The organism is Saccharopolyspora sp. NPDC050642 (assembly GCF_040654735.1).
GTDB classification, from domain to species: Bacteria; Actinomycetota; Actinomycetes; order Mycobacteriales; family Pseudonocardiaceae; genus Saccharopolyspora; species Saccharopolyspora elongata.
In genome coordinates this window covers 85,456-98,677 of record NZ_JBFAIN010000021.1, presented here as the reverse complement: position 1 = coordinate 98,677, position 13,222 = coordinate 85,456, and the positions used below count along the sequence as shown (strand labels likewise).

The 13,222-nt window shown below is 70.7% G+C and carries 14 protein-coding genes and 1 tRNA gene; 10 read left to right on the top strand and 5 right to left on the bottom strand.

Translation table 11 applies throughout. The annotated features are described in order from the left end of the window. Nucleotides 1-55: 55 nt before the first annotated feature. Nucleotides 56-2,020 carry a cytochrome c oxidase assembly protein gene (locus AB0H93_RS27855; RefSeq protein WP_358576303.1) on the bottom strand — a complete coding sequence of 655 codons (1,965 nt, stop codon included), beginning with the start codon at nucleotides 2,018-2,020 and terminating at the stop codon, nucleotides 56-58. Nucleotides 2,021-2,174: 154 nt separating this feature from the next. Between AB0H93_RS27855 and AB0H93_RS27850 the strand changes: the two genes are divergently transcribed. Then, nucleotides 2,175-2,756, top strand: a complete 582-nt coding sequence (locus tag AB0H93_RS27850) for a DUF3558 domain-containing protein (protein WP_358576263.1) — start codon at nucleotides 2,175-2,177, stop codon at nucleotides 2,754-2,756. Between the two features lie 133 nt (nucleotides 2,757-2,889). Further along, a tRNA-Arg gene (locus AB0H93_RS27845) sits at nucleotides 2,890-2,963 on the top strand. Nucleotides 2,964-3,117: 154 nt separating this feature from the next. On the opposite strand, the gene AB0H93_RS27840 is transcribed toward AB0H93_RS27845, so the two are convergent. Continuing rightward, nucleotides 3,118-3,768 (bottom strand): dihydrofolate reductase family protein, encoded by a 651-nt coding sequence (locus AB0H93_RS27840; protein WP_358576262.1) that lies wholly within the window; start codon nucleotides 3,766-3,768, stop codon nucleotides 3,118-3,120. Between the two features lie 137 nt (nucleotides 3,769-3,905). Continuing rightward, nucleotides 3,906-4,355: a LysR family transcriptional regulator gene (locus AB0H93_RS27835; protein WP_358576260.1), complete on the bottom strand. Its 450-nt coding sequence runs from the start codon at nucleotides 4,353-4,355 to the stop codon at nucleotides 3,906-3,908. A gap of 167 nt (nucleotides 4,356-4,522) precedes the next feature. Here AB0H93_RS27835 and AB0H93_RS27830 point away from each other — a divergent pair, with 167 nt between their 5' ends. After that, nucleotides 4,523-4,951 (top strand): DoxX family protein, encoded by a 429-nt coding sequence (locus AB0H93_RS27830; protein WP_358576259.1) that lies wholly within the window; start codon nucleotides 4,523-4,525, stop codon nucleotides 4,949-4,951. A gap of 5 nt (nucleotides 4,952-4,956) precedes the next feature. Here the strand turns inward: AB0H93_RS27830 and folE are convergent, their stop codons facing one another. Beyond that, nucleotides 4,957-5,553 (bottom strand): GTP cyclohydrolase I FolE, encoded by a 597-nt coding sequence (folE, locus tag AB0H93_RS27825; protein WP_358576257.1) that lies wholly within the window; start codon nucleotides 5,551-5,553, stop codon nucleotides 4,957-4,959. Nucleotides 5,554-5,706: 153 nt separating this feature from the next. Here folE and AB0H93_RS27820 point away from each other — a divergent pair, with 153 nt between their 5' ends. Next, complete coding sequence (locus AB0H93_RS27820; protein WP_358576256.1) at nucleotides 5,707-6,411, top strand: transcriptional regulator; 705 nt, start codon at nucleotides 5,707-5,709, stop codon at nucleotides 6,409-6,411. Between the two features lie 49 nt (nucleotides 6,412-6,460). On the opposite strand, the gene AB0H93_RS27815 is transcribed toward AB0H93_RS27820, so the two are convergent. Next, nucleotides 6,461-7,690: a sodium:proton exchanger gene (locus AB0H93_RS27815; protein ID WP_358576255.1), complete on the bottom strand. Its 1,230-nt coding sequence runs from the start codon at nucleotides 7,688-7,690 to the stop codon at nucleotides 6,461-6,463. 267 nt (nucleotides 7,691-7,957) lie between these two features. On the opposite strand from AB0H93_RS27815, the gene AB0H93_RS27810 reads away from it, so the two are divergent. From AB0H93_RS27810 to AB0H93_RS27785, 6 genes are all read left to right on the top strand, one after another. Beyond that, complete coding sequence (locus tag AB0H93_RS27810) at nucleotides 7,958-8,335, top strand: metalloregulator ArsR/SmtB family transcription factor (protein ID WP_358576254.1); 378 nt, start codon at nucleotides 7,958-7,960, stop codon at nucleotides 8,333-8,335. A 109-nt stretch (nucleotides 8,336-8,444) separates the two neighbouring features. Beyond that, nucleotides 8,445-9,773 (top strand): 2-hydroxycarboxylate transporter family protein, encoded by a 1,329-nt coding sequence (locus tag AB0H93_RS27805; RefSeq protein WP_358576252.1) that lies wholly within the window; start codon nucleotides 8,445-8,447, stop codon nucleotides 9,771-9,773. A gap of 14 nt (nucleotides 9,774-9,787) precedes the next feature. Further along, nucleotides 9,788-10,963, top strand: a complete 1,176-nt coding sequence (locus AB0H93_RS27800; RefSeq protein WP_358576251.1) for a CaiB/BaiF CoA-transferase family protein — start codon at nucleotides 9,788-9,790, stop codon at nucleotides 10,961-10,963. Next, nucleotides 10,963-11,754, top strand: coding sequence for a CoA ester lyase (locus AB0H93_RS27795; protein WP_358576250.1), 792 nt, complete (start codon nucleotides 10,963-10,965; stop codon nucleotides 11,752-11,754). The genes AB0H93_RS27800 and AB0H93_RS27795 overlap by 1 nt, the downstream gene beginning before the upstream one ends. A 111-nt stretch (nucleotides 11,755-11,865) precedes the next feature. Then, nucleotides 11,866-12,792 carry a LysR substrate-binding domain-containing protein gene (locus AB0H93_RS27790; RefSeq protein WP_132486975.1) on the top strand — a complete coding sequence of 309 codons (927 nt, stop codon included), beginning with the start codon at nucleotides 11,866-11,868 and terminating at the stop codon, nucleotides 12,790-12,792. A gap of 35 nt (nucleotides 12,793-12,827) precedes the next feature. Beyond that, on the top strand, nucleotides 12,828-13,199 hold the full coding sequence (locus tag AB0H93_RS27785; RefSeq protein WP_358576249.1) for a hypothetical protein: 372 nt from the start codon (nucleotides 12,828-12,830) through the stop codon (nucleotides 13,197-13,199). Nucleotides 13,200-13,222: the final 23 nt, after the last annotated feature.

Here is a 13,222-nt window from a genome sequence, read left to right as displayed (position 1 = left end):
CACGCAGCGCGATCGATTTACCGCGTTCCGTGACAATTCCGGCCGATCGGCCAGGTCAACTACGCCGAGGGGTGTCCTTGTCGGAGAGCTGCTTGAGCATTTCGTTGTAGGCGGCCAGATCCGCGTCGCCGTCCGCATCGGCCTTCCGGTCGATTCTCCGGGCGGCCCGGGAATCCGCGCGGGACCACTGGATCAGCAGCGCCAGCATCACCACGACCAGCGGCACCTCGCCCGACGCCCAGGCCAGCCCGCCGCCGAGCCGCTGGTCGGCGAGCAGATCGGTCATCCAGGGCAGGTCCAGGCCGCGGTAGAAGCTCGCCCCGATGACGGTCTGCGACATCATCAGCGCGATCCCGAAGAACGCGTGGAACGGCATGGAGGCGAAGACCAGGCCGACCTTGCCCAGCGCGGGCAGCGGTCGCGGCGCCGGGTCGATGCCGATCACCGGCCAGTAGAAGATGTAGCCCACCAGCAGGAAGTGCGCGTTCATCGCCAGGTGCGCCCAGTGCTCGGTCAGCGCCACGTCGAACAGGCCGGTGAAGTACAGCGCGTAGAAGGACCCGACGAACAGGGCCAACGCGACGATCGGGTTGGTCAGCAGCCGCGTCACCGGCGAGTGCACGAAGGCCAGCAGCCACTCGCGCGGCCCCGGGGGCTGCGACTTCCCTGCGGGCTTGAACACCCGCAGCGCCAGCGAGGTCGGACCGGCCATCACCAGGAAGACCGGCGCCAGCATGGACATCAGCATGTGCTGGCCCATGTGCACGCTGAACACGGCGGGCGCGTACTTGCCGATCCCCGACGAGGTGGCCACCAGGATCGTCGCGCAGCCGCACAGCCAGGCGATGGTCCGGCCGACCGGCCAGGCATCGCCGCGCTTGCGCAGCCGATGGACGCCCACCAGGTACAGCGCGGCCAGGGTCAGCGCGAGCGTGCCGTAGACCAGGTCGAACCGGCCGTCGAACAGCAGGCGGAGGAACGTCGGCGGCTCGTCGAGCGGATAGCCGATCAGCAGCTCGGTCCGGCCGGGCACCTCCTTGGCCCCGTCCGGCGGCGGCGTGCGCCCGAGCGCGACGGCGATGCCGATCGTGGCGAACATGACCAGCACCTCGCCCGCGCCCAACCGCAGCAGCGCCGACCTGCCGGCCCCGTCGTCCAGCCGCTGCACGACGCTGCGGCGCTGGAAGAAGCCGAACACGCCGAGCGCCACCAGCCCGACGGTCTTGAGCACCAGCAGCACGCCGTAGGTGGAGGTGAACAGCTGCTCCGGCGAAACCCGGACCAGCGAGTTGATCACGCCGGACAGCGCCATGGCCGCCCAGCAGACCAGGGCGACCAGCGAGAACCGCCTGGCCACCAGCGGCAGGTGGGCGCCGCCGCGGGCGGCGTGCGCCAGCAGCGCCACCAGGCCGCCGACCCAGATGACCGCCCCGAACAGGTGGAAGAGCAGGCTGTTGGTCGCGATGTCGTGCGCGCCACCGCTGGCCGAGTGGCCGGTGGCGATCACCGGGAACAGCCCGGCGAGCCCCAGGCCGAAGGTCACCACGGTCCAGCCCCAGGACAGCACCACCCGGCAGGCCAGCGCGACCACGAACGCGAACAGCGCGGTCAGCGCCCATGCCTTGGCTTCCTCCAAGGCATCGACGAGGCCGAACAGCACTTCGGCGCTGAGCACATCGGACACCGGGCGCCCGGTGGCGTCGGCGGCGATGAACGGCACCATCAGCGCCGCGCCCAGGCACCAGACGGCCGCCGCCCAGCCGGCGGTCCGCACGGCCGCGTACCCATCGGCGGCCAGCGCGCCCGAGCGCTTCGCCGGGATCCCGAACGCCGCCAGCAGCAACGAGCCGATGCACACCACCGCACCGGACTCCGCCAGCACCCGGACCACCGGCAACCCGTACTTCGTGATCGGCCCGGGATCGGGCAGGCCGAGCAGGGCGTATGAGGCACCGGCGGAAAGCGTGGTGAGGGCGGCGGCGATCAGGGCCGCCAGCACCCCGGCGGTGACGACCAGCACGCCCACCGCGCTGGCCGTGCCGCGCCGTTCCGGTGCTGGTACGGGGGTTTCGGATGGCACACACCGAGCGTAACGGCCGACGCGTGGCGGCCACGCCGCAGGATGGCGCGCGGGAACGTGGTCTGCCGCACCCGCGGGCCGCTACGGTTACCGCGTGACCATTGTCCGTCGCTGTGCGTTCCTGCTGCCGATGTTGCTGCTGTTCGCGGCGACCGCATGCGCCGCGCAGGTTTCCGGCGAGCCGGTACCGGCAGCGGGGTTCTACGACAACACGACGCCGCCTTCGCAACCGCCGTCGACCGTCGTGACCCAAGTGCGCATCGCCACCCCGCGCAACATCGAGGGGATCGACGCCTGCGGGCTGCTGACGCCGGTGGACCTCGCGGAGGTCGGCGGCCCGGTGGGACCGCCGCACGCGGACAACCCGATCGCGGGCGCCTGCGCCCACCTGCTGGCCAGCGGCCCGGAGAACACCGCCGCGGCCGGCTTCTACGAACCCTTCGACGTCGCTTTCCGCCGCCAACCGCGCGGCGTGCCCAGCGACATCGAGGGGCATACGACCTTGTTGTACTGCGAACTCGTGACCAACCACCAGACCTGCACCGCGGCCACCGCGATCCGGTCCGACCGGACGCTGCTGACGATGCTCTCGATGCAGGGCGCCTCCGCGGCCGATACCGCTGACCAGCTGTTCCGACTCACCGCGGCCGCCCTGCACAAGCTGCCGCCCGCCTGATCGGGTCGCGTTCGGCAGTCGATCAGCTTGCCGTTAGGTACCGGCTCGGCAACGGTGCGGCGTCAGTCCCACACCTGCTCCCGCGTACGGCTACCCTGCTTGCTGCAGCTCAGGCGAGCCGCAAACCCGATCGGCCCCCATAGCTCAGCTGGATAGAGCAAAGGACTTCTAATCCTTAGGTCGCAGGTTCGAGTCCTGCTGGGGGCGCAACGGCGCAGGTATGCGTAGCGGGGGTTGCTCCGGTTCAAGATCAACCCCCACTTAATTCGCTTCAGCCACCCGCTCGCAGGTTCGAGCCCCTGCTGGGGTCGCCGGGAACTCCGGCGAGGGGCGATTTCCTTCCTCTGGGCCCACCAGGGGATCAGCGGACCGGTTCGAGTTCTTCCTTGCCGTCGGCTCCGACGACGATGTTCCCGGCCGAGACCGCGCCGACGTAGCTGTAGGTCTGGCCGATGACTCCGGCGGGGGTCGACCGGACGTCGGTGAGCTTCCACGTCGTCGGGGCGACGCCCTGCTCGAACAGGCGCTGGCCCTTGCCGAGCGTCACCGGGAAGGTCAGCAGCCGCAGCTCGTCGACCAGCCGGTTCTTCAGCAGGAACTGGAGGAGCCTGCCGCTGCCGTGGACCTGCAGGGCCCGTCCGTCCTGCGCCTTGAGGTCCGTCACCTGCTGGACCAGGTCACCGCCGGCGAGGATGTGCGTGTTGTGCCAGTCAGCACTGGTCAGCGTGGCCGAGGGGACGTACTTGGGCAGCGTGTTCAGCTTGGCCACCGCCTGGTCCGCCGGGTCGGTGACGTTCGGCCAGTGCGCGGCCATCAGCTGGTAGGTGCGCCGCCCGAGCAGGAACGCGTCCGCGTCCTCGAACCACGGCCCGACGATGGCGTTGAAGCCCTCGTCGACGTGCGGTACGAGCCAGCCACCCAGGTCGAACCCGAGCGAGTTGTCCTCCGCCGGCCCGCCCGGGCTCTGCAGCACCCCGTCGAGGGAGATGAAGGTGGTCGCGGTGAGCTTCATCGTTGGTTGATCCTGTCCTTGTTTCCCGAGAGATGACGATCGGCAGAACGGGGCGCCCGAGCCGGGGTCGGCACGGTCCACCACCCGCCGCTCGCCGTCCCGATCGGCTGCGCAGCGGTTGTTCCGATGGAGGGCGGTTACCCGGCGGAATCCGCTAGCGCGGACCACGGCTGACGCCCTCCTGCCGTGCGATCGCCGATGCTGCGCAAAGCCTGCGGAATCGCGATGCGTCCGAACAAGACGACAAATCGAAACGTCCGTTTAGCCGCGATCAACGATCGGCACGTGCCCGAGCCGCGCTGGAGAAACCGGACCTGGCTGCATCGTTGAGTTCGAATTCCCGATCGCGCATTGATCGTTCCGACCCCGGACGCGATCGTTGGTCCCGGCAGCGAAAGATCCGGTCGGAGGAGGGACGTCGCCACCGGGCGGCCGGGCCGTTCGAACAGCGGGGCGCCGATCCGGCGTTCCTGCTCCTTCACCGATCGGCTGATCCGGGCCGGGGTCAGGTGCAGCCGATCGGCCGTCCTGCCGAAGTGCGGTTCCTCGGCCGAGGTGAGGAAGATCTCGATCTCACGCAGTTCCACGCCCCATCGGTTCGAGAAATGCACCCAGCCGATTCCGGCGTTGTCCCTGGCAGATCCGCTGAAGTCCGCGGCACGGCCACCGCTGGAACGGGCCCGTCCGGATTGGGAAGTTCCTCGCGCGGAAACGCCTACGTCGTCAAGGCAACACCGCGGAGGAGGGCAGTCGTGTGACGCACGACCATTCGGATCGACTGGGCGGGATCGCGTTGTCCGTGACGCGGATCGTCGTGTCGTTCATGTTCATGCTGCACGGTGTGGCCGGCCTGTTCGGCGTGCTGGGCGCGCCGTACGCCGCGCCGCTGTTCGCTTGGCCGTCCTGGTGGGCGGGGGTCATCCAGTTCGTCGGCGGCGGCCTGGTCCTGCTCGGGCTCTTCACCAGGCCGGCCGCGCTGGTCTGCTCGGGCGCGATGGCGTACGCGTACTTCTCCGTGCACCAGCCCCGGGGCCTGTTCCCCATCCAGAACGCCGGCGTTCCGGCCGCGCTCTACGCCTGGTTCTTCCTGCTGATCGCCGCGCTCGGTGCCGGACCGTTCGCGCTCGATGCGCTGTTCCGCCGAGTCCCGCGCACACCCGAGCACGCGGCGCGCTCGGACTGAGCGCGTCAGGCGTTGACGCCGGTGAGGGCGAAGAACTCCTGCCGGGAGCGCGCGTCCTGCCGCAGGGTGCCCAGCAGCGTCGAGGTCACGGTGTTGGAGCCGGTGGCCTGCACGCCGCGCAGGGTCATGCAGGTGTGCTCGGCTTCGATCACGACGCCGACGCCCTTGGGGTCGAGCTGCTCGCACAGCCAGTCGGCGACCTGCTTGGTCAGCCGCTCCTGGACCTGCGGGCGGCAGGCGAAGTGCTCGACGATCCGGGCCAGCTTGGACAGCCCGAGGATCCGGTCGCCCGGCAGGTAGCCGACGTGCGCGACGCCGACGAACGGCAGCAGGTGGTGCTCGCAGACCGAGCGCACCGGGATCGACCGCGCGAGCACGAGCTCGTCGTACTGCTCCTCGTTCGGGAAGGTCGTCAGGTCGAACGGCCGCGGCGAGAACAGCTCCGCGTACGCACGGGCCATACGACCGGGCGTGCCGACCAGGCTCTCGGAGTCCGTGGAGATCCCCAGCGCCCGCAGCAGGTCGCCGGCGGCCTTCTCGGCGGCGGCGAGGTCGATCTCGCCATCGGGCTCGTGGACGACGTGCGGGGAGAGGGCGGACATCGGGCGTTCCTCCGGTCGGTTGCGCCAGGCCGGACCTGGTTTCACCAACGAACGTTAGTCTTATTCCGGAAGCCGGGTCAATGCAGCAGCATGCCGATGTTCCGGAGCGATTTCGGACACCGCAATGGGCGCGGGAAGCGTTACCGTTAGGACATGGTGCCCAGCGACGAGCCGGTGGCGGGCTCGATGGCGGCGATCGCCGTGTTGGCGGACGACCTGCGACGCGGGATGTACGAGTTCATCCGCCGCGCCCGGCGGCCGATCGGCCGGGACGAGGCCGCCGCCGCGGTCGGCATCTCCCGCAAGCTCGCCGCCTTCCACCTGGACAAGCTCGTCGACGCGGGGCTGCTGTGCGCGCGGTTCGAGCCGGTGGGCGGCATCCGCAAGGTCGGCCGCACGCCGAAGGTCTACGAGCCCACCGATGCCCACATCGGGGTGAGCATCCCGCCGCGGCGCCCCGACCTGCTGGCCGACATCCTGCTCGACGCGGTGCTCACCGAGGGCGACCAGGAGACCGCGATCGAGGCGGCGATGCGCACCGCGCACGAACGCGGGCACCGCCTGGGCACCGAGGAGCGCATCCGCAGCCGCCCCGGCCGGCTCGGCGCCGAACGCGCGCTGACCAGGACCGAGGACGTGCTGGCCCGCTACGGCTTCGAACCGGACCGGGAGACGCCGACCTGCGTCCGGCTGCGCAACTGCCCGTTCCACCCGTTGACCGCCAGGTCGCCGCAGCTGGTGTGCGGGCTCAACCACGCCTTCCTGCGGGGATTCCTCGCCGGCCTGGAGGCCCGGTCCGTGGAGGCGGTGCTCGAACCGCGGCCCGGGGAGTGCTGCGTCGCGTTGCGCAGCACCTGAGGGTTCACCAGCGGGCGCGAGACTGGGGGTGCGCCCGCTGATGAACGGCTCAGCCCGCGGACGCCGGCTCCTTCACCTCGGGTTCGGCGACCTCGCGCCGGAAGGGCGCGGCGAGGGTCGGCAGGATGTGCCTGCGGTTGCGGATGAGCGCGGCGATCGCGATCACGGCGTAGATGCCGCACAGGACGTAGCGAGCGGTCTGGCCGGGCAGCGCGAACTGCGCCGCGAACAGCGCGAGCAGCGTCCACGCCGCCCAGCGCGGGAAGCGCAACGCCAGCAACGCGGCCACGCCGAGCACCGTTTGCGTCGCGGTGAGCAGGAACTCCTCCACCTGGCGGGCATCGAGGTGCAGCGCCGTTCCGCCGCCGCCGAGCAGGTAGGCCACCGGCAGGCTGCCCACCAGCAGGGTCCACTGGTTGACCTTGCTGGAGATCAGCGTCCCGATGGCGTCGGCGCCCTTGCCGCGGACCGCGAACAGGATCGCCACGATGAACTCGGGCGCCTCCGAGGCCAGCGGCGCGAGCCACTGCACCAGCAGGAACTGGTCGATGCCCAGTTGGGTGCCCGTTTCGATCAGCGAGTGGGCGAACGGTTCGGCGCAGGCGACGATCACCGCGGCAGAGAACACGAACAGCGCGATCACCAGCGGCCGGCGGACGTGCTTGGGCAGCCCGCCGATGGTGGCCGCGGTGCCGACCAGGTCGGGTTCTTCTGCCTCGGCGCGCGAGACCTTCCACAGGTAGAACACGAAGAAACCGAGCAGCGCGAACCCGAGCAGCAGGGAGATCTGCCCGGTCGCGGGCACCACGAAGGCGACCACCGAGGCGATCGCGAGGAACCCGAGCTCCACCCGGTTTCCGGACTCCAGGGTCAGCTCCCGCACGGTCTTGCCGGTGCGCCGCTTGGCCAGCGCGAGCGCGACGATCACCACCAGCGGCCAGCCCAGGCCGAGCAGCAGCCGGTTGGAGCCGGTCATGTTCGCCGCGGCGTAGGCGACGTAGGTGGGATCGCTGCCCGCGGTGTAGGCGAAGAAGAGGTCGACCGCGTACTCGGGCAGCACGGCGATCACGGCGAGGATGGCGATCGCCAGGCCGCCGGAGATGTCGACCTGCGCCGCCTCCGCGGCCCAGGCCAGGACGAACGACGAGGCGACGACGGCCATGCCAAACAGCAGCAGGCCGAGCACCGGGCTCACCGGCAGCCCGGCGAACCGGATGATCAACGCGGGCACCGCCAGGGCTCCGCAGAGCGCGAGCGGACGCAGCAACTTGGTGGACATCGAGCACCTTCCCGGACCACGGCCTGCCTCGGCCGGGACGTCCAGGGGTCTCGGCCAGGCACAGATCAGCTGGCCGAAGGTCTCGTCCACCCGCATCGCGGGCGCCACCGCCGGAGACGGATCTCAGCGTGTCGACGGTGGTCTTGCGGACTACTCCCCTTCGGAACGAGGAGCACCCTCGCAGTCATTTCGTAGTTTTCGCAACCAACGAAGTGTTTGCGCGACGGCCACCCCGGGGTTGTGCGATGCGGAAGAATCGAACTCGCCATGCCGAAAAATCCCGCGCTGCCCACCGCAGAACCCGGCCTGCCCAGGCAGGAAGCCGAACCGACCGAGGCCCAGCTGGCCGCCGCAGCGGCGACGTTCGCCCTGCTCGCCAGCCCGCCGCGACTCCACCTCGTGTGGTTGATCACACACGGCTCGTACGACGTCGGCACGCTGGCGAAGCGGGTCGGCATCAGCATCGCGACGGTCAGCCAGCACCTGAGCAAGCTCCGGCTGGCGGGCGTCATCACGGCGCGCCGCGACGGCCGCCGCCACCTCTACACCGTCGACGACCCGCACGTGGTGGCGCTGGTGGACCAGATCTTCGACCACATCGCCCCGGACGGAACCCTCGCCCCGGACCCGCCGCAGGAGCGCTGAACCGGCCCCGAGCCATAAGCGCGGCTTATGCCCACCTCGGGAATCGGCCCCTACTCGGGCCCGGCGGCCGGAGGTTTGATGCCTGCTATCCCTACGAGGAGGTAGCGCGATGGCATCACCCCCGGACACGGCATCGGCGGAGCACGTGGTTCCCGCCGAGCGGCACCGGTCCATCTGGTCGGTCCGGATCGGCGTCATCCCGCTGCCGTTCTACGCGCTGCTGGTCGCCGTGCTCGCGGTGCTCGCCTGGCAGGACGACCTGAAGGCCGACATCCCGACGATGGCCGCGCTGCTCGGTGTCTGCAGCTACACCTGCTACGAGGTCGGCAGGCGCATTCCCGGCTTCCGCTCGATCGGCGGGCCCGTCATCCTGGTGACCTTCCTGCCCGCCTTCCTCGTCGCCGCGGAGTGGATCCCCGCCGACCTGGCCAAGAACATCTCGACGTTCTACAAGTCCACGAACTTCCTGTACGTGTTCATCGCCGGGATCATCGTCGGCTCCATCCTGAGCATGAACCGCACCGTGCTGATCAGGGGCTTCCTCAAGATCTTCGTGCCGCTGGCCGCGGGCTCGGTGGCCGCGCTGGTGGTCGGTTCGCTGGTCGGCTGGGCGATCACCGGCGACCTGCACCGCACCGTCTTCTTCATCGTCGTGCCGGTGATGGGCGGCGGCCTCGGCGAGGGCGCCATCCCGCTGACCCTCGGCTACTCGCAATCCGGCGCGGGACCGGCGGAAACGCTGCTGGCGCAGGTGCTTCCGGTGGTGCTGCTGGCCAACGTCTGCGCGATCGTCTTCTCCAGCGTGCTGTCCATGATCGGGCAGCGCTTCCCGCGGACCACCGGCTTCGGCAAGATCCAGCCCGCCGAGGGCGACGGGCTCGACGTCGCCGCGAGCGAGCAGCCCGCGTTCGACATCCGGCAGCTGGCGGCCGCCGGGTTCATGGCCGTCGCGCTGTACCTGCTCGGCGAGGCCACGCACGCGCTGTTCGGCTGGCCGGCGCCGATCGTGATGCTGGTCGCCGCGATCGCGCTGAAGCTGACCCGCTGGCTGCCGCGCAGCCTGGAGCACCACTCCGGCCTGGTCTACGGCTTCATGTCGACCGCCGTGACCTACCCGCTGCTGTTCGCCATCGGGGTGTCGTCCACGCCGTGGAACGAGCTGCTCAAGGCGTTCACCGTCGGCACCGTGGTCACGATCGTCGCCACCGTGATCACCATGATGGCCACGGCATTCCTGGTGGGCCGGTGGATCGGCATGTACCCGGTGGACACCGCGATCGTCGTCGGCACCCACACCGGCATGGGCGGCACCGGCGACGTCGCGATCCTCAGCGCCACCCGCCGGATGGCCCTGATGCCGTTCGCGCAGATCGCGACGCGCATCGGCGGCGCGATCACGGTGACCATCGCGCTCATCGCGCACGCCAACCTGTCCTGAGAGGTGGAAAGCCAGTGCAACCCCTCCGCGGCGTGACCGTGGTGGCCCTCGAACAGGCCATCGCCGCGCCTTATGCCAGCAGGCAGCTCGCGGACCTCGGCGCGCGGGTGATCAAGGTCGAGCGGCCGGGGGCCGGCGACTTCGCGCGCCAGTACGACTCCCGCGTCAACGGGTTGAGCTCGCACTTCGTGTGGGTCAACCGCAGCAAGGAATCGCTGACGCTCGACATCAAGGACCCGCGCGGCATGGCGGTGCTGCGGCAGCTGCTCGGCACCGCGGACGTGTTCATCCAGAACCTCGCCCCGGGCGCGGCGGCCCGCATGGGCCTCGGCGCCGAGGAGCTGCAGGCCGGCAACCCCGGGCTGGTCGTGTGCGACATCTCCGGCTACGGCAGCGGCGGCCCGTACGAGTCGATGAAGGCCTACGACCTGATGGTGCAGAGCGAGGCCGGGCTGCTGTCGGTGACCGGTTCCGGCGAGGACATGGCCAAGGTCGGCATCTCCGTCTCCGACATCTCCGCCGGGATGTACGCCTACAGCTCGATCCTCGCGGCGCTGCTGGAACGCGCGAACACCGGCAGGGGCGCGCACATCGACGTGTCGATGCTGGAATCCACGGTCGAGTGGATGGGTTTCCCGCTCTACTACACCTACGACGGCGCCCAGCCGCCGCCGCGCGCGGGCGCGGCGCACGCCACGATCTACCCGTACGGCCCGTTCACCGCGGGCGACGGCAAGGTCATCATGATGAGCATCCAGAACGAGCGGGAATGGCGGGCGTTCTGCGACCGGTTCCTCGGCAGGCCGGAGCTCGCCGAGGATCCCGACTACGCGGGCAACGCCAACCGCAACGCCAACCGCGAGGAGCTGGGCCGGATCATCGCCGCCCGCTTCGCGGCCCTGACCGGCGACGAGGCGACCTCGCTGCTGACCGCCGTGCCGGTGGCCTGCGCCCGCGTCAACACCCTCGCCGACGTGTGGGAGCACCCGCAGCTGGCGGCGCGCGGCCGGTGGCACGAGGTGCAGACGCCGCGCGGCCCGGTTCCCGCCCTGGCGCCTCCCGGGCCGGTGAATCCCGCGCCGCGGATGGATCCGATCCCGAACGTCGGCGAGCACACCAGGAAGATCTTGGCCGAGCTCGGCCATGGCGAGTCCGATGTGGACGAACTCGTTCGAGATGGGGTGGTGTGATGGAGAACGCGGTCACCTGGCTGTTCGTGCCCGGGTCGCGTCCGGAGCGGTTCGCCAAGGCCGTCGGCGCGGGGGCGGATGCCGTCATCGTCGACCTGGAGGACGCGGTCCCGGCGGACGCCAAGGCATCGGCGCGGGAGAACCTGCGCGCCGCGTGGCCGATCGGATCCGGCGTGGCGGTGCGCATCAATGCGCGCAGCAGCCCGGAATTCGACGCCGACGTGCAGCTCTGCCGGGAGCTCGGCCCCGACGCGGTCGTCCTGCCGAAGACCGAGAGCGCGGAGGACGTGCGGGTGACGGCCGAGGCCACCGGCCGGCCGGTGCTCGGGCTCGTGGAAACCGCACGTGGATTCGTGAACCTCGGCGAGATCTGCGCGGCTCCCGGCCTGGCCAGGCTGGTGTTCGGGAGCATCGACCTGGCGCTGGACCTCGGCGTGACGGCCGACGCGGCGCTGGACGCCTCGCGGGCGGACCTGGTCCGCTGGTCCGCGGCGAGCGGACTGCCCGCGCCGGTCGACGGTGTCACGCCGTCGATCAAGGACACCGAGGCCGTCGAACGGGATTCGCGCCGCGCCAAGGAATGGGGCTTCGGCGCGAAGCTGTGCATCCACCCCGCGCAGCTGCCGATCGTCCGCGATGCCATGCGCCCGAGCGTCGACGAGATCGCGTGGGCGCGACGCGTGGTCGACGCGGACGAGCAGGCGAACGGCGCGGCGGTGTCGCTGGACGGCGCGATGATCGACCGACCCGTGGTCGAGCGCGCCCGGCGGTTGCTGCGCGCGGCGGAGTAGCCGAGCGGAGATCGGTTCGGCGGTTTCGCGCGAAACCGGCGTCCTGGGACGGCGCGGGCGATGCGTGGTTGAATCCCGGACGAGTGGACAGGCGGCTGGAACGGGGGCGACGTGGACATCGCTCACCTGCGCGACTTCATCACCGTCGTCGACTCCGGCAGCCTCACCCGCGCCGCCGGCCGGCTCTACGTCTCGCAACCGGCGCTGAGCCAGCGGATCGCCCACCTGGAGGCCGAGCTCGGCGTCCGGTTGCTGGAGCGCGGGCCGCGCGGCGTGACGCCCACCGCCGCCGGCCGCGCCCTCTACCGCGACGCACAGCGGCTGGTGCGGCAGTTCGACCGGATCGCCGGCGACGTGCTCAGCGGCGACCAGATCCACGGCCCGGTCGCCGTCGGGCTGCCGACGACCGTCTCGGTGCGCCTGGCGCCGGCGCTGTTCTCCTGGACGAAGGCGCACCACCCCGGCATCCACCTCCAGCTGTTCGAGTCGATGAGCGGCTACATCCAGGAACTGCTCACCCTCGGCCGCCTCGACCTGGCGGTGCTCTACCGCGACGACGACACCGTCCGACCGGCCGAAACCCCGCTGTACTCGGAAGACCTCTTCCTCATCGGGCAGCCGAAACCGCCCGCGGCCGACGAGGACGAGATCCGGCTGGTGGACCTGCACGACACGCCGCTGGTGGTGCCCGGCGGCCGCAGCAACCTGCGGGCGCTGATCGACCGGGCGTTCGCCGCGCAGGGCCTGGTGCCGTCGATCGTCGCGGACGTGGACTCGCTGGGCTCGATGATCCGCATCGCGGCCGGCGGCGAGGCGTGCACGATCCTGCCGCTGTCGAGCGTCGCGGACCAGGAGAACCACCGGGAGCTCGGCGTTCGGCGAATCCGCAACCCGGTCATCTCGCGCAGCGTCGCGGTCTGCAACGCCGTCGAGTACTACCCGTCCCGGGACGCGGTGGCGGCGGTGCAGGAGGGCATCACGGTGGTGACGCGGCAGATGGCCGCCGCCGGTGAGTGGCCCGGGATCCGGCTCGCCTAGCACTTTTCCGCGCACCGGTCTGGCAGTCTGTTCGGGTGCTGGAGATCGCGGACAAGCTGGGCTCGGTGCTCTCGGCCCTGATCGGGGTCGTCGGACTGGTCCTGACCGTGTACGGGCTTCGGCTGCAACGCCGCGCCTCGCGGCCGACCGCTCCCCCGCCGATCGCGAACGCCCCGCTTCCGTCAGACCCGACCCGGCTGGAGATCCCGGACCGCTCCGCCTGGGTGCCGTCGTCGGAATACCTGCCACCCGGGCAGTCCACGGGGATGGATCAGGGCTTCGGCTACCCGCCGATGCAGCAGCCGTACGCCCCGGGGCAGGCGGCGCCGCGCCGAACGGTCCTGGTTATCGGCCTGGTCCTGCTCGCCATCGCGATCGCGCTCGGCGTCGCCACCTGGCTCCTGTAGCGATGCCGGCAGATGTGCCCGGA